Source organism: Microvirga sp. P4_G7 (assembly GCF_056401005.1).
The window spans coordinates 12,670-27,291 of record NZ_JBFUKD010000006.1; the positions used below are offsets into that span (position 1 = coordinate 12,670).

The 14,622-nt window shown below is 63.7% G+C and carries 14 protein-coding genes and 1 pseudogene; 10 read left to right on the top strand and 5 right to left on the bottom strand.

All coding sequences use genetic code 11. From position 1 onward, the window contains the following. Window positions 1-69 precede the first annotated feature (69 nt). Entirely contained in the window at window positions 70-918 is an 849-nt protein-coding gene (locus tag AC1DT3_RS01200) for a MurR/RpiR family transcriptional regulator (protein ID WP_477463397.1), read from the bottom strand. A 287-nt stretch (window positions 919-1,205) separates the two neighbouring features. On the opposite strand from AC1DT3_RS01200, the gene AC1DT3_RS01205 reads away from it, so the two are divergent. The 4 genes from AC1DT3_RS01205 to AC1DT3_RS01220 all read left to right on the top strand — a co-directional run bounded on the left by AC1DT3_RS01205 (window position 1,206) and on the right by AC1DT3_RS01220 (window position 5,276). Next, window positions 1,206-2,144 (top strand): sugar ABC transporter substrate-binding protein, encoded by a 939-nt coding sequence (locus AC1DT3_RS01205; protein WP_477463398.1) that lies wholly within the window; start codon window positions 1,206-1,208, stop codon window positions 2,142-2,144. A 73-nt stretch (window positions 2,145-2,217) separates the two neighbouring features. Further along, window positions 2,218-3,357: an ABC transporter permease gene (locus tag AC1DT3_RS01210; protein WP_477463399.1), complete on the top strand. Its 1,140-nt coding sequence runs from the start codon at window positions 2,218-2,220 to the stop codon at window positions 3,355-3,357. Next, a complete protein-coding gene (locus AC1DT3_RS01215) occupies window positions 3,357-4,142 on the top strand; it encodes an ATP-binding cassette domain-containing protein (RefSeq protein WP_477463400.1) in 786 nt (261 codons plus the stop codon). The genes AC1DT3_RS01210 and AC1DT3_RS01215 overlap by 1 nt, the downstream gene beginning before the upstream one ends. 12 nt (window positions 4,143-4,154) lie before the next feature. Then, window positions 4,155-5,276: a Gfo/Idh/MocA family protein gene (locus tag AC1DT3_RS01220; RefSeq protein ID WP_477463401.1), complete on the top strand. Its 1,122-nt coding sequence runs from the start codon at window positions 4,155-4,157 to the stop codon at window positions 5,274-5,276. Window positions 5,277-5,405: 129 nt separating this feature from the next. On the opposite strand, the gene recQ is transcribed toward AC1DT3_RS01220, so the two are convergent. Together recQ and AC1DT3_RS01230 are read right to left on the bottom strand one after the other, a co-directional pair. Beyond that, window positions 5,406-7,208 carry a DNA helicase RecQ gene (gene recQ, locus AC1DT3_RS01225; protein ID WP_477463402.1) on the bottom strand — a complete coding sequence of 601 codons (1,803 nt, stop codon included), beginning with the start codon at window positions 7,206-7,208 and terminating at the stop codon, window positions 5,406-5,408. Continuing rightward, window positions 7,205-8,473 (bottom strand): BaiN/RdsA family NAD(P)/FAD-dependent oxidoreductase, encoded by a 1,269-nt coding sequence (locus AC1DT3_RS01230; RefSeq protein WP_477463403.1) that lies wholly within the window; start codon window positions 8,471-8,473, stop codon window positions 7,205-7,207. Before AC1DT3_RS01230 ends, recQ begins: the two co-directional genes overlap by 4 nt. A gap of 172 nt (window positions 8,474-8,645) precedes the next feature. Here AC1DT3_RS01230 and AC1DT3_RS01235 point away from each other — a divergent pair, with 172 nt between their 5' ends. The 3 genes from AC1DT3_RS01235 to AC1DT3_RS01245 all read left to right on the top strand — a co-directional run bounded on the left by AC1DT3_RS01235 (window position 8,646) and on the right by AC1DT3_RS01245 (window position 11,201). After that, window positions 8,646-9,098, top strand: a complete 453-nt coding sequence (locus AC1DT3_RS01235) for a CAP domain-containing protein (RefSeq protein WP_477463404.1) — start codon at window positions 8,646-8,648, stop codon at window positions 9,096-9,098. 63 nt (window positions 9,099-9,161) lie between these two features. Continuing rightward, window positions 9,162-10,940: an SLC13 family permease gene (locus tag AC1DT3_RS01240; RefSeq protein ID WP_477463405.1), complete on the top strand. Its 1,779-nt coding sequence runs from the start codon at window positions 9,162-9,164 to the stop codon at window positions 10,938-10,940. Between the two features lie 60 nt (window positions 10,941-11,000). Beyond that, window positions 11,001-11,201: a hypothetical protein gene (locus tag AC1DT3_RS01245; protein ID WP_477463406.1), complete on the top strand. Its 201-nt coding sequence runs from the start codon at window positions 11,001-11,003 to the stop codon at window positions 11,199-11,201. A 7-nt stretch (window positions 11,202-11,208) separates the two neighbouring features. Here AC1DT3_RS01245 and AC1DT3_RS01250 read toward each other — a convergent pair whose 3' ends face one another. Continuing rightward, entirely contained in the window at window positions 11,209-11,598 is a 390-nt protein-coding gene (locus tag AC1DT3_RS01250; RefSeq protein WP_477463407.1) for a DUF4406 domain-containing protein, read from the bottom strand. A 102-nt stretch (window positions 11,599-11,700) separates the two neighbouring features. Here AC1DT3_RS01250 and AC1DT3_RS01255 point away from each other — a divergent pair, with 102 nt between their 5' ends. Beyond that, window positions 11,701-12,000: a hypothetical protein gene (locus tag AC1DT3_RS01255; RefSeq protein WP_477463408.1), complete on the top strand. Its 300-nt coding sequence runs from the start codon at window positions 11,701-11,703 to the stop codon at window positions 11,998-12,000. Window positions 12,001-12,144: 144 nt separating this feature from the next. Then, the gene (locus AC1DT3_RS01260) at window positions 12,145-12,876 is read left to right on the top strand and encodes a hypothetical protein (RefSeq protein WP_477463409.1); all 732 of its coding nucleotides are present in this window, start codon (window positions 12,145-12,147) and stop codon (window positions 12,874-12,876) included. Between the two features lie 24 nt (window positions 12,877-12,900). On the opposite strand, the gene AC1DT3_RS01265 is transcribed toward AC1DT3_RS01260, so the two are convergent. After that, window positions 12,901-13,890, bottom strand: coding sequence for a hypothetical protein (locus AC1DT3_RS01265; RefSeq protein ID WP_477463410.1), 990 nt, complete (start codon window positions 13,888-13,890; stop codon window positions 12,901-12,903). Between the two features lie 229 nt (window positions 13,891-14,119). Between AC1DT3_RS01265 and AC1DT3_RS01270 the strand changes: the two are divergent. Further along, window positions 14,120-14,622 (top strand): annotated as a pseudogene (locus AC1DT3_RS01270) (GTP cyclohydrolase II RibA); the annotation flags it as partial.

Here is a 14,622-nt window from a genome sequence, read left to right on the forward strand (position 1 = left end):
ACAGCATGAGGTCATCACCGGGCTCGTTCCGGTGATTTCCATTTAAGGGGGCAAGTAAGGGGCAGGAAGTTACCGCTCGGCGCGCTTTTCCGCAGTGCCGACCGAGAGCGCCATGGCGAGCGCGAACGACGCAGACAGGGATCGGAAAGCGCCGAAATCCGCTTCGGCGATTTCAAGCCACACATCGGCTGTGGGCACGAGCGGACTGAACGCCGAATCGGTGATGGCGACGACAGGCACGTTACGGCGGGCGGCCAATGCCGCGAGATCCGCGGTGACGGGGGCGTAGGGTGTGAAACTGATGGCGAGAACGGCGTCCCTTTCCGTCGCCGTCGCGAGTTGCTCGGGGCCGAGTTGAGCGATGTGGTCGATCAGCATCGTCCGAATGCCGAGCTTTCCGAAGGCGTACGCACAATAGGCTGCGATAGGGAACACCCGCCTTGCGCCCAGCAGGTAGATCGTATCGGCCTTCGCGAGCGTCTCGATGGCACGGGACAATTCGTCGAGACGAACCGAGGAGCGCATGCGGTCGAGGGACAGGGCCGCCGCCTCCGCGAAGCCTTCCAACAGTGCCGCTGCCTGCCCGTGATCGCTGTCGACGTCGCGAAGCGAACGGAGGCGCTCCCGATAATCCGGAAAACGCTCCCGCAGGCGGTCGCGAAAAATCTGCTGAAGATGCGAGAACCCCTCGTAGCCGAGCGTCTTGGCGAACCGGATGAGAGTCGACGGCTGCACGCCCGCATGTTCCGCGATGCCGGCGACGGTGCCGAACGCGACTTCCTCGGGGTGCGCCAAGGCAAAGGCGGCAAGTTGCTTCAGACGCTTCGGCAGAACGTCGCGCCGGCTGACCAGGAGCGCGCGCAAGCCCTCGTAATCCGTAGGAGCCACATCCAATGCCGCGTCCGAGTGCCCCTCCATCGTTCCCCGTTCCTCCTGCCGCCCTACCTTAGGCTTAAGCCGAGTGATCTTGACATTGTTCGCCTATAAATGGAATAAAAATTCCAAAGAACATAACAAAAGATCTGTTCATTCCGTTTAGGAAGATCAGAACCGCAGAGGAAACGTCGCTACGCCACTGATTCGGCTTCGGTCGGATCGTCCTTTTGTTTCCTTCTGCCGACCTCATCGCGCGGCGCCGCCGCAGCGATTATCGCGCCGGACTTTCCGGCGCGGTGTTCGAACGAGTACCTTTTGGGAGGAAACCAATGAAATCGTTCGTTACGGGCCTGGCCGCCGCTGCGGTCCTCGCTCTTGCCGCCGCCACACCGGCAGCGGCCCAACAGCCCTCGCGCATCATCGTGGTCAGCCACGGCCAGGCCAACGATCCGTTCTGGTCGGTGGTGAAAAACGGCGTGACGGCCGCCGGCAAGGACATGAACGTCCAGGTCGACTACCGCGCGCCCGAGACGTTCGACGTGGTCGCCATGGCCCAGCTCATCGACGCCGCCGTGAACCAGAAGCCGGCGGGACTGATCGTCTCGATCCCCGACGCATCGGCCCTCGGCCCGGCGATTCAAAAAGCGGTGGCGGCGGGCATTCCCGTCATCTCGATGAATTCCGGCTCCGACGTATCGAAGAAGCTCGGCGCATTGCTCCATGTGGGCCAGGACGAAGTCGACGCAGGCCGGATCGCCGGCGCCAGACTGAAGGAGCTGGGCGGCAAGGTCGGCCTGTGCGTCAACCAGGAAGTCGGCAACGTCTCGCTCGACTTGCGCTGCAAGGGTTTCGCAGAAGGCTTTGCCGGCAAGGTCACCGTGCTTCCCGTGTCGAATGATCCGACGGATATTCGCGCCAAGGTCAAGGCGGCTCTCAGCGCGGATGCCTCCATCGATACGGTGCTCGCCCTGGGAGCGGGAACCGCCGGTGAGCCGTCCGTGGCCGCCGTCAAGGATGTCGGCAAGTCGGGCGTGCGCGTCGCATCGTTCGATCTCTCGGCGAACTTCCTCAAGTCCATCGCGGCCGGTGAAGCGACCTTCGCGATCGACCAGCAGCAATATCTTCAGGGATATCTGCCGGTCGTGTTCCTCGCGCTGAACGCCAAGTATGGGCTCGTCCCAGGCGGCAACGTGCCGTCGGGCCCGAACCTGATCACGAAGGAAAAGGCGGCTCAGGTGGTCGACCTGTCGGCCAAGGGCATCCGCTAACACCTCATTGCGAGCCCGCGCCTCCGGTCGCGGGCTCGTCTTTCTTTCGTGATTGCGTCGAAGGAGGTGCCCCATGGTCGACACCAGTCATCCGGCCGCCGGTCTCTCTCCGGCAGAAGCCAAAGCCGCTCAGGACGAGCGCTTGAAGAAGGTTTCGTTCGTCACCCAGATCATGCGCCGGCCCGAACTCGGTGCGGTCGCCGGCCTGATCCTCGTTACGATCTTCTTCCTCTCCACCGCCGATCCCTCCATGTTCACGCTCGCCGGCATGATGAACGTGCTGACGCCGGCGGCGCAGCTCGGCATTCTCGCCATCGCAGCAGCGCTCCTGATGATCGGGGGCGAATTCGATCTCTCCATCGGATCGATGATCGCATTCGCGGGCCTGATCTTCGGCTCGTTCCTGATCCTTACCGGATGGCCGCTGCTTCTCGCCATCGTGGCGACTTTCATCGTCGCGGCGATCCTCGGCGGACTGAACGGCCAGGTCGTCATCCGCACACGCTTGCCTTCGTTCATCGTGACGCTGGCGTTCCTTTTCATCCTGCGCGGCCTTTCGCTCGTCGGCCTGAAATGGGCGACCGGCGGCTCGACTCAGATGCGTGGCATCGGCGACCAAGCGGGCGAAGGGATCGTGCGCGAACTCTTCTCCGGTAGTGCCCTGGAAGGGTTGTTCGCCTGGCTCGCGGCGCATGACATCATCGCCAAATTCCCGAACGGCGTGCCGACCGTGACAGGGGTCCCGGTCTCGATCATCTGGTTCATTCTCTTCGCCATCGTCGCCACGTGGGTTTTGCTGCGGACGCGGTTCGGCAACTGGATCTTCGCAGTCGGCGGTGACGCCAACGCGGCGCGCAATTCCGGCGTTCCGGTCGAGCGGGTGAAGACCGCGCTCTTCATGTTCACCGCGTGCGCAGCCGCGCTCGTCGCGATCCTCACCGTGCTCGATGCGGGCTCGACGGATTCACGCCGCGGCTTCCAAAAGGAATTCGAGGCGATCATCGCCGCCGTGATCGGCGGATGCCTGCTCACCGGCGGATACGGCTCGGCCATCGGTGCATTCTTCGGCGCCATCATCTTCGGGATGGTGTCGATCGGCCTGACTTACACACGCTTCGATTCCGACTGGTTTCAGGTCTTTTTGGGCGCCATGCTTCTGCTCGCGGTTCTGTTCAATAACTTCATCCGCAAGAAGGTGACGGGAGAACGCTGATGGCAACGAACGGCTCTCTCATCGACGTGCGCAACGTCGTCAAGCATTTCGGTTCGGTGATCGCCTTGTCCGGCATTTCGATGACGGTCAATCGCGGCGAGGTGATGTGCCTTCTCGGCGACAACGGCGCTGGCAAATCCACCTTGATCAAGACCCTCGCCGGCGTGCACAAGCCGACTTCCGGTGAGTATTTCGTCGAAGGCGGCTCGGTCAATTTCACGAGCCCCCGCGATGCGCTCGATGCCGGGATCGCGACCGTCTATCAGGATCTCGCCATGATCCCGCTGATGTCGGTGACCCGCAATTTCTTCATGGGGCGTGAACCGCGAAAGGGCGTTTGGCCGTTCCGCTATGTGGATTTCGATCATTGCGCGGAGGTCACGCGGGACGAGATGCATAGGATCGGGATCGATGTGCGCGATCCCAACCAGGCCGTCGGCACGCTTTCCGGCGGCGAGCGGCAATGCGTCGCGATCGCTCGCGCCGTCTATTTCGGCGCGAAGGTGCTGATCCTCGACGAGCCGACATCGGCGCTCGGCGTGGCGCAGACATCGATGGTGTTGAAATACATCCATCAGGTGCGCCAGAAGGGTCTCGGCGTGATTTTCATTACGCACAACGTGCGGCACGCCTACGCGGTCGGCGACCGCTTCACCGTTCTCAATCGCGGCAAGACGCTCGGGACCTACGGCAAGTCGGAGATCCAGATCGACGAGTTGCAGAATCTCATGGCCGGCGGCAAGGAATTGCAGGCGCTATCCAGCGAACTCGGCGGCATGGTCTAGGAAAAAGACGGAATGATTTCTCTCGGCGTCGGCCTGATCGGCACAGGCTATATGGGCAAGTGCCATGCTTTGGCGTGGAACGCGGTCGCGTCGGTCTTCGGTGACGTCGCCAGGCCACGACTCGCGGTTCTGGCGGAATCGTCTGAGGCCTTGGCCGAGACGAAGGCTCGCGAGCTCGGTTTTCAGCGCGCTACCGGCGATTGGCGATCGCTCGTCGCCGATCCAGCAGTCGACGTGGTGTCGATTACGACTCCCAACGCCTTTCACCCCGACATGGCGATCGCGGCACTCGAGGCCGGCAAGCACGTCTGGTGCGAAAAGCCGATGGCGACGAAGCTCGCCGATGCGCAACGCATGCTGGACGCCGCCCGTAAATCCGGCAAAGTCGCTGTGCTCGGCTACAACTACATCCAGAATCCGGTCGTCGGACTCATCGGGCGTCTCGTCGAGCAGGGTCGGATCGGCACCGTCAATCACGTCCGCATCGAGATGGACGAGGATTTCATGGCCGATCCGGAAGAGCTTTTCTACTGGAAGAGCGAATCCACCTCCGGACATGGCGCGCTCGATGATTTCGGCGTGCACGCCTTGAGCCTGCTGTGGGTTCTTTTCGGCGGCGTTCGCCGGGTCTGCGGCCATATGGCGAAACCCTATCGGGACCGCCCGACCCGCGAGGGCGCGCGGCGCGCGGTCGAGACCTACGACATCGCGACGACGATGATCGAGCTCGAGAACGGCGTATCCGGGCTCATCAGCCTCAATCGATCCGCCTGGGGGCGCAAAGGCCGCATTTTCGTCCAGATCTTCGGTTCGCGCGGAACCATCGTGTTCGATCAGGAGCGCATGAACGAGGTGCAGCTCTATACGGCGGACGGCGCGAAGGACGAACAAGGCTTTCGCACCATTCTCACCGGCCCGCAGCACGCGCCTTATGACAAGTTTCTGCCGGCGCCGGGACACGGGCTCGGGTTCAACGAACTGAAAATCATCGAATGTCGCCAAGTGCTGGGACGCATCCAGGGCGAGAGCGCGAAGCTGATCGATTTCGAGGACGGCATTCGGATCGAGCGTACGGTCGACGCCATGGCGCGCAGCGCGCATGAAGGCCGCTGGATCGACGTGGGCGCTACGTAAGTTCGCCAAGAGCTGTCCAACTCCTCCCCGGCGATGACGCCGCGGAGGGTAACGGCACACGCGCGTCGCTCGTCCCGAGGAGCGGCGATGCCCCGTCTCAAAGGGGGCAAGAAAGCACGTCGTCGCGTATCACGCGCCGTGTGTGTTGATCAGGTCCACGAAGGCTTCGGCATAGCGTTCGAGCTTCGCCTGACCGACGCCGTGGATCTCTCCGAAGGCGCTCTGCGAGGTGGGTCGCTTCACGGCCATGTCGATGAGGCTGCGGTCGGAGAAGATCACGTAAGCCGGAACGCCTTCTTCCTTGGCGAGGCGCGTCCGCAACGATTTCAGGGACAGAAGCAGAGGGTCATCGCCGGGCACCACCGATTGCGCTTCGAGGGCGGAGCGCTTGCGGCGACGTTCCCGCGGCTGCATCAGAACGTCGGAGCGCAGTTCGATTCGCTCCTGCCCGCGCAGAACCGCGTCGCCCCGCTCGGTAATGGTCCAGCGACCATATTCCGACAATTCCAGCGCGACGAGCCCGGCGGCGTAGATCTGGCGGAGCAGTGAACGCCATTCCGTTTTCGAACGATCCTTGCCGACGCCGAACGTCTTCAGCTTGTCGTGTCCGAAGCGAAGCACGGCGTCGCTGCCTTCCCCCATCAGGATGGTGATGAGGTGTTCCGTGCCGAAGCGTTCGCCGGTGCGGGCGATGGCGGAGAGCAGTTTCTGTGCTTCGACCGTCCCGTCGAACGACATCACGCCGTCGATGCACAGATCGCAGTTTCCGCACGGTTCTGTCGTCTCGCCGAAATAGGCGAGCAATGTCTGCCGTCGGCAACGCGGTGCTTCGCACAAAGCGACGAGCGCGTTGAGGCGCTGACGTTCGATGCGCTTTTGATCGTCGGACGCTTCGCTGTCTTCGATCTGCGAGCGACGCAGGCGCATGTCGTCGAGACCATAGAGCGTCAGCGTATCGGCGGCCGCGCCGTCGCGCCCGGCGCGCCCGATTTCCTGGTAATAGGCCTCGATGGATTTGGGCAGCGCGGCATGGGCGACAAATCGCACGTCGGGCTTGTCGATGCCCATACCGAACGCGACCGTCGCCACCATGACGATTCCGTCTTCCTGCAGAAAGATATCCTGGTTCTTGGCCCGGTCGTCCTGTGCCATGCCCGCATGGTAGGGAAGCGCGCGATAGCCGGCTTGGCTGAGGCTGTCCGCGAGACGTTCGGTGGCGTTACGCGACGAGCAATAGATGATGCCACTCTCGTGCCGATGCTTGTCGAGAAAAGTGAAGAGCTGTCGTTTCGTCTGTTCCTTCGCCTGCATGGCGAGGCGCAGATTGGGCCGGTCGAAACCGTGAATGAACGTGCGCGGCGCACGTTCGAACAGGCGGTGGGCGATATCGTCCCGCGTCGCGACGTCGGCTGTTGCGGTCAATGCGATCGTCTGCACGTCGCCGAGCCGCCGGCGCACCTCGCCGAGAAGCGCATATTCGGGCCGAAAGTCATGGCCCCATTGGGACACGCAATGGGCTTCGTCGATCGCCAGAAGATTGACCCCGGACCGCGCGAGCCATTCCGTCGTGCTGGTGTTGGCGAGACGTTCGGGCGACGCATAGAGAAGCCGCATCGTCCGGTCGCGCACCGCATCGACCACGCGGCGGTTTTCCGTCGGATCGTTGGCGGAGTTCAGGCTGCCGGCCTCGATGCCGAAATGGCGCAACGCCGCAACCTGGTCGCGCATCAGCGCGATCAGCGGCGACACGACGAGGGTGAGACCCTGCCTCGCGAGCGTCGGCAATTGGAAGCAGAGCGACTTGCCAGCGCCGGTCGGCATCACGGCCAGCACATCCTCGCCGTCGAGAACGGCGCGAACGATATCCTCCTGGCCTTCCCGGAAAGAGGAGAAACCGAAGACGTCGTGCAGGATTTGGCGGGGATCGCTCACGGTTGCGGTTTGGCCGAACGCTTGGATTCGGTCAATCTCTCCCGGCTCTCGTCGAGATAGGACAAGACGCCTCGCGCCGCGGCGATCCCCGTGGCGAGGGTCGCCTGCAGGAGATATCCGCCCGTCGGCGCTTCCCAATCGAGCATCTCTCCGGCGGCGAACAGGCCGGGCACCCGTCGCAGCATGAGCCTATCGTCGATTTCGGCGAACGGGATGCCCCCGGCGGACGATATCGCCCGCGCGATGGGTTGTGCGCCGGTGAGTACGACGGGAAGCGCCTTGATTCGGCCTGCGAGCCCCCCGGGATCGGTCGGCATCGCTTCATCACCCTCGCGCAGAAGACCGATCGCGGCCGGCGCGAGGCCGGCGCTCTTTCTCAGAAATGTGGAGAGCGACTGCGCCTTTCGCGGCGCGGCGAGTTTGGTCGCCAGAGCGTCGAGGGTGAGATCGGGTTTCAGATCGAGCCGCAGAACCGCCCTGCCATCGCGATCGATGCGCTCCCGCAGCGCGGCCGAGAGGGCGTAGATCGCCCCGCCTTCGATGCCGGTACGGGTGATCATAGCCTCGCCCCGGACATGGGCCTCGTCCAGGCTGAGCGCCACCGACTTCAGCGGTTGGCCGGCGAAGCGCGACGCAAAAGTCTCCGACCAGGCGACCGAAAAGCCCATATTGGCCGGACGGAGCGGGGCGACGGCGATGCCACGCGCCGCCAGGATCTCCGTCCAGGCGCCGTCAGAACCGAGCCTGGGCCAGCTCGCTCCGCCGAGGGCGAGAAGGGTCGCATCGGGTTCTACCAGGTGCCGTTCGCCACTCACGTCGGCGAAAATCAGGCGTCCGTCGTCCTCCCATCCGAGCCAGCGATGGCGGAACGCGAAGCGCACCCCGCTGGCCTCGAGCCGGGTCAGCCATGCTCGCAGGAGGGGCGAAGCTTTGAACGCCTTGGGAAAAACGCGCCCGCTGCTGCCGATGAACGTGTCCTGGCCGAGGCCCTGACTCCAAGTCCGCAGATCCTGTGGCGTAAAGCTCTCGATAGAGGGACGCAGAGCGGCCGTTGCTTCGCCGTAGCGCTCGAGAAAGCGCTCAAAGTCCTCACTGTGCGTCAGGTTGAGTCCACCGCGGCCGGCCATCAGAAGCTTGCGGCCGGCCGAGGGCATCCGGTCGTAGACCGTGACACGGATACCGGCGGCACTCAGGATCTCCGCAGCCATCAATCCCGCGGGACCGGCGCCGATGACGGCGACGTCGAAAGGGTGCCGATCTAGCATGCGGTCAGCTGACGCGGGATCGATTTCTGGACGCTCGCGAGCCGACATGGCATGCAGAATTCTCCAAATTGGCGGGCACAGATCCCTGCATGACCGTCACGACCATCTTTTTCAAGGGGAGCGGCGCGGAACGCCGCCCGATCGTTCGAAGGTTCTATTGATGAAGCCATTGATGTTTGGCGCACTRATCGGCCTTTCCTTGGCCGGCTGCGCTTCCGATTCGGCCCTGACGCCGTCCCACAAGGTTGTCGGCAGTTCGACCTCGGACGCGGCCGCCGCCGCTGCTCAGATCTCCGCCTACCGCGTTTCGCGCGGTTTGCCGCCGGTGACCGTGGACACGCGCCTCAACTCTGCCGCCGAGCAGCAGGCTCGCGCCGTTGCCGCCGCCGGCAAGCTCAGCCACGGGAATTTTGGTTCCCGAATGGATAGCCTCGGCGTTCTCGGCTATTCGGCCGAAAACCTGTCCGCCGGGTCCTCCAGCGTCGATGGCGCGATCGGACGCTGGAAGGCGTCGCCGGGACACAACAGCAACCTCCTCATGCCGCAGGCCCGCAAGATCGGCCTGGCGCGCGCCGATTCCGAAGGTGGCTATGGCCGGTATTGGGCTCTCGTGCTCGGGCAATAAGCGCATCGGAGCAAACGTGGCAGTGGTGCGTTAGGACCTTGGTCCCTCCTTGGCGCGTCATCCATGACCCTTCCGCAAGTTTTCGCTTTCGCTACCGTCGCCGGCATGATGGTGCTCTTCGTGTGGGGACGGTTTCGCTACGATCTCGTCGCCGTTCTGGCGCTGCTGGCTGCGATCGTGATCGGCATCGTTCCTCCCGAAAAGGCATTCACCGGGTTTAGCGACGACATCGTCATCATCGTCGCAAGCGCACTCCTGGTCAGCGCCGCGGTGGCGAAGTCGGGGGTCCTCGAAGCGGCTTTGGCCCGCATCGCACCCTACCTTCGCACGACGCAGATGCAGGTGATCGTGCTGGTGTCCGTGGTGACGATCCTGTCGGCGTTCGTAAAGAACATCGGCGCGCTTGCGATGATGATGCCGGTCGCATTCCAGATCGCGCGACGCACGGGCACGGCGCCGTCGCGTCTCTTGATGCCGATGGCGTTCGGCTCGCTGCTCGGCGGTATCGTCACTCTGGTCGGGACATCGCCGAACATCATCGTCGCGCGGGTCCGGGCGGAGCTTTTGGGCGAACCCTTCCACATGTTCGACTTCACGCCGGTCGGCCTCGGCATCGCCATCGTCGGCGTGTTGTTTCTCGCCTTCGGCTACCGGTTGTTGCCGCAAGGCCGCAAAGGCGCGGCTTCGCTCGATGAAGCGCTCGACATCAAAGATTACGTCACCGAGGCGCGGGTGCCGTCCGAGTCCGAAATGGTCGGGAAGACGATCGCCGATCTGCATAAGCTGGGCGACAACGAAGCCAAGGTGACCGCCATCATCCGCGGCGAAACACGGCGTCCGACACCATTGCCCGACGCCACCATCCAGGACGGCGACGTGCTCATCCTCGAAGGCGAACCGACGGCGTTGGAGCGGCTCGTGGCGCGATCGGGGTTGAAGCTCAGCCGCGAACATCGTCGTCCGGAGACCGACGAAGCGAGCGACGAGATCGGTGTGATCGAGGCGGTGATCGGCTCGAATTCTCCGCTTGTCGGCATGTCGGCGGAGCGCTTCGGTCTCTACCAGCGATACAAGGTCAATCTCATCGCGGTCAGCCGAAGCGGTCAGCGCCTCAAGGACCGGCTCGGCACCATCGCGCTTCGGCCGGGCGACGTCATCGTTCTCCAAGGAAACCTCAAGCACTTGCCGGAAACGCTGAAGGATCTCGGCGCATTGCCGCTGGCCGTCCGCGACATCCGCCTGGGCAGTGCAAGACGCAGCCTTCTGCCGGTCGCGATTCTTGCCGTCGCCATGGGGCTCGTCGCTTTCGACATCGTGCCTGTCGCGATCGCGTTCTTTGGCGCGAGTGTTTTGCTGATTCTCTTCGGTGCTCTCAATCTGCGCGAGGTGTACGAGACCATCGAGTGGCCGATCATCGTCATGCTGGGCGCACTCATTCCCGTCAGCGAAGCGGTGCGTACGACGGGCGGGACGGATCTCATCGCGACCTGGCTTTCGTCCGTTGCCGACATGCTGCCGCCGACCGGTGCGCTCGTCCTGATCATGATCGCGGCGATGGCGGTGACGCCGTTTCTCAACAACGCGGCGACCGTTCTGGTGATGGCGCCGATCGCGGCGACTTTCGCCACAAAGCTCGGCTACAAGCCCGATGCGTTCTTGATGGTCGTCGCCATCGGTGCGGCTTGCGATTTTCTCACGCCGATCGGGCATCAATGCAACACGCTTGTCATGGGTCCGGGCGGGTACCGCTTCGGCGATTATTGGCGGCTCGGCCTGCCGCTCTCCATCATCGTGGTGATCGTCGGCATTCCACTGGTCATTCTGTTCTGGCCACTGCGCTGATGATGCAAGGAACGGATGCGTGGGCGCTTTGTTGACTGGTCATCAGCAAAGGAGTTCATCATGACGCGTGGCCCCGGCCCTTATGATCCGCAACCGCATCCGCCGAGCCCGAATCCGAATCCCGTCCTGCCGGGACACAACCCGACGGAAGTCCCCGTCCGGCAACCGACCGAGATCCCCGCGACCGATCCAGACCGTCCACCGGAAGGCCCGATGACGGATCCCGATCCCGGTCAGCCCAATCCGGGTCCCGTTGCCTGACCGATTCTCAGGTCACGGCTCGTTCAGGACTCGTTGCCGGAACCTCGGCAAGTGATCGAAACACAAGGCGCCCTGCCGCTTCGGCGAGGCGCACCATTTCATCGGCGCCCTTGGACGGTCCGCCGATGCGCAGGCACGCGTCGCAACGGCGCACAAGACGCTCCGCGATCGGATGAAAGATCTCGTCGAACACGGCGTCGCCGATGTGCCGCGAGCCGGCGATTTCGATCATCGGAAGTGCGATCGCTTCGCCGGTGATGGGCACATGGCCGCGCCGAAACAACGCCAGCGCTGTTTCGTTCATCGCCCGCATGTTGGCTGCAATAAGGGCGGGATCGTCGTTCGTGCCTGAGCGGTAAGGACCGGCAACCAGAATGAGTAAGGGATCGGACGCCATCGAGCAGCCTTCTGTTGGGGAGCTGCAGGCAATCACATCGGGAACGTTCGCGCAGGCCCCTGAAATCGCTGGGGTAGCCCGATACGTTCGAAGAGCGATCAGTTGAGACCGGATGACACCAGCAGCGCCAGCCCCGTGACGGACGACACGAGCGCGACGATCAAGGCCCAGCAATGCAACCGATCGGGCTCGAGCAAGATCAACATCGAGCGGGTGCGGATGCTGCGCTGCTCCAGCCGAAATCCGCGCTCCTGTTTCTCCGTCAAAGCGACGAAGCGGCTCGCGCTGCCCGGCGGCTCGCTGCGCATCGGAACAACGGGGCGGCTTTTGTTGCGGCTCGGGGCCAAGGCGCTCGTGCTGGTCATGAAGCCAGTGTGCGGCGGCGAAGTGAATGCAAAGTAAAACCGCGACGCATCGTGAGGACGTGGTGAACGGTTTCTTTCTCGCCTTCGCCGATCTCGCGAAGCCTCAGTATGCCCCCTCGTTCATGGAGTTCGCGCCCATAGGGAAGGTGTTATCGCCCTTGTGACGACAGGGGAGGAAACCATGGCGCCATGGACGAAGGGAGCCGGTCTCCTGCTGCTCGGCCTGTCGGCCTGTAACCAATCGAGCGGTATGCAAGTCGCCGGCGTCGTTGCCGGGCTCRATCCGACGGGCATTTCCGGAACAGCGTTGGGCCTCGCGCAGATGGTCCAGCCCGAGCCCGAACCGCAGATGAACGCGGGCTACGATCTCAGCCAGATCGGGGTGTCGTTGGAAGCTGTCGCGGCCGGCCGAACGGAGCGTCCGAAGTTCAACAATCCCATGAAAGGGATGATGAACGACATGGCTGCGCGGCAGGCGGCGAGTGCGGCCCGGACCGTGATCGGCGGAGTCATGTCGGGTGGCGCGGGATTGATCGCGGCGGCGCCGAGCCTCGCCATGCAGGCGGCGACGACGGGGATGGTCATGGGCAAGATGGCCCAGGCGGATGCGCAGATCGAAGAATCGATGGCCAAAGCCGACGCGGCGCGGGCCGCCAATCGAATCGTGCCGGACGAAGATCGTCCCGCTGAGGCGCAGGCGCTTCTGTCCATTGCAGACGCACCCAACGGAAAAAGCGCCACATGGCGGAATCCAGAGACCGGCGCGTCCGGTAAGGTCACGATCGGCGCAGCGAACAGTGAAGCGGGCTTCACATGTCGCATCGTCGATCAGGAATGGAAGGCCGGCGGCAAGACCCGCAAAGGGGGCACTGCAATCTGCGAACAGAACGGCGTCTGGTACGATTTGTCCTAACGAACCGTCCGTCGGCAAAGCGCCTCAGGGTTTGGCGGCGGCGCCGGGCGATAGGCTCTTTGCGGCCCGAAAGCGATTGAAGACCATGTCCGGTGCACTGGTGTTGTGCCGCGACGGGATCAGCCGACCCGCCCAGACGTCCGTCGCTCGCGCCGCCTTGAACGCCATGATGTGTTCTTCACGCCAGGATTTGGCCTTGTCCTCGCGCACCGCGATGCGGGCGACGTCCGCATTGAATTCGGTCACGTACATCGATCGCAGGGCGGCGAAGGGCTTCCCAGCGACCGGTTGGTTGAGCACGACGTCGAGGGTAAATCGGTCGTCGTTGAGATCCTTCAGAGAAACGGTCGCCGTTCCTCCCGACGCGAAGGTAAGCGTGAAGGTCATGGTCTTGGGATCGAAGGCGACGTCCTTCAGATTGACGACCGGGCGCTGGTCGAAATCCACCGGACCGACGAGAAACGACGAGCCATATGCGCTCCAGCCGAGATGCGACGGCGGCATCGGGCGAATGCGCCAATATCCGTCCGCTGGATAGAGCACGAGCACTTCTTCGACCCGCTCGCCCTTCCGAACCCAGAGCTGGACCATGTGGAGATCCTTCTCCACCCGGTCGCCGATACGGACCGTGACGTCGCTGGGGCGCCAGAAATTCGGAAACGAGAAACCCGTGAGCCACATGTCGACGCTCTCGTAGAACGTGACCTTGCGCGGCGGCGGGCCCTTGGACGAGGTCTCCGCCGAGATATCCTCGCACGCTGTCCAATCGGGCTCCCAGCGGTCCTGGCGGAGATTGCCCATATAAGCTGGATGCACCGCCTCGATCTGGAAGCTGCGGACCTCCGGCGAAGCGAAGTTGATCGCCACATTGTCTTTTTCGGCGCAAAGCACAGGTTCGCTCATGTTGGTCACGTCGACGGCGATGCCGTCGAGGGACGCGGCGAAGGCCGGGGCTCGGGCTGATGCAAGTGACAGACAGCCAAGGGCGGCCAGGACACGGAAGAAGCTGCGCATTACAAATTTTCGGGCTCGGCACCAAGGGAGTGCGAAGAGATACCCCGCCCGGGTCTTCCCGTCGAGTTCCGCTCGCGATGGGGCAGATCACGCGGCCGGGGCATGACGTTGATGGGACATGACATTGATGGGACATGACATTGATGGGACATGGCAGCCATCCCATCTACGGTTAGGGTGTTCCGCTCAGCCCATGTTATGGTCCCGCCCGACCGATCAAGTGACAAAGATGCGCCTCGTTCTGACTTCCGATCTTCCCGCCTCGACGGTTCGCGTCGAGCGCGCCATCATGGAATTCCGCAGCGCCCGCCCCGTCGTCGTCGAGGGGGAAGCAGGGTCTGCGCTCGCGCTTGGCGTCGAGGATCTCGACGTCGTGGCGTGCCGAGCGCTCGACGCGGCCGCCGCCGGCCGGGCCCATCTCGCGCTGCCTGCGGCGCGCCTGCGCCGTCTGGGTCTCGATCGCACGATTCCCGGGGTGGTCGCCCTTCCGGTCGTCGACGGCGCGCGCATCGAGGCTCTCGCCTTGAAGGCCGAGAGTCGCATCGATGCGCCCGTCAGTCCGGTCAGTGCGCTCGACGAGGAGGCGCTGGAGCTCGCGCGGCTCGCCCTCGTTCTTCCCGCCGTCGTCGTCGTCCCGCTGGCGCCAGAAACCGAAATCGATCCTGGGATCCTGCGGGTTGCCGGCGCCGACTTGCGCGCTTACCGCCGGGCCCAGGCCGCGGCTCTCAAGAT

Bases quoted from the DNA above. Each gene is read 5' to 3' on its own strand.
- AC1DT3_RS01200 (WP_477463397.1), bottom strand. From the start codon at position 918: ATGGAGGGGCACTCGGACGCGGCATTGGATGTGGCTCCTACGGATTAC.
- AC1DT3_RS01205 (WP_477463398.1), top strand. From the start codon at position 1,206: ATGAAATCGTTCGTTACGGGCCTGGCCGCCGCTGCGGTCCTCGCTCTT.
- AC1DT3_RS01210 (WP_477463399.1), top strand. From the start codon at position 2,218: ATGGTCGACACCAGTCATCCGGCCGCCGGTCTCTCTCCGGCAGAAGCC.
- AC1DT3_RS01215 (WP_477463400.1), top strand. From the start codon at position 3,357: ATGGCAACGAACGGCTCTCTCATCGACGTGCGCAACGTCGTCAAGCAT.
- AC1DT3_RS01220 (WP_477463401.1), top strand. From the start codon at position 4,155: ATGATTTCTCTCGGCGTCGGCCTGATCGGCACAGGCTATATGGGCAAG.
- AC1DT3_RS01230 (WP_477463403.1), bottom strand. From the start codon at position 8,473: ATGCTAGATCGGCACCCTTTCGACGTCGCCGTCATCGGCGCCGGTCCC.
- AC1DT3_RS01240 (WP_477463405.1), top strand. From the start codon at position 9,162: ATGACCCTTCCGCAAGTTTTCGCTTTCGCTACCGTCGCCGGCATGATG.
- AC1DT3_RS01245 (WP_477463406.1), top strand. From the start codon at position 11,001: ATGACGCGTGGCCCCGGCCCTTATGATCCGCAACCGCATCCGCCGAGC.
- AC1DT3_RS01250 (WP_477463407.1), bottom strand. From the start codon at position 11,598: ATGGCGTCCGATCCCTTACTCATTCTGGTTGCCGGTCCTTACCGCTCA.
- AC1DT3_RS01265 (WP_477463410.1), bottom strand. From the start codon at position 13,890: ATGCGCAGCTTCTTCCGTGTCCTGGCCGCCCTTGGCTGTCTGTCACTT.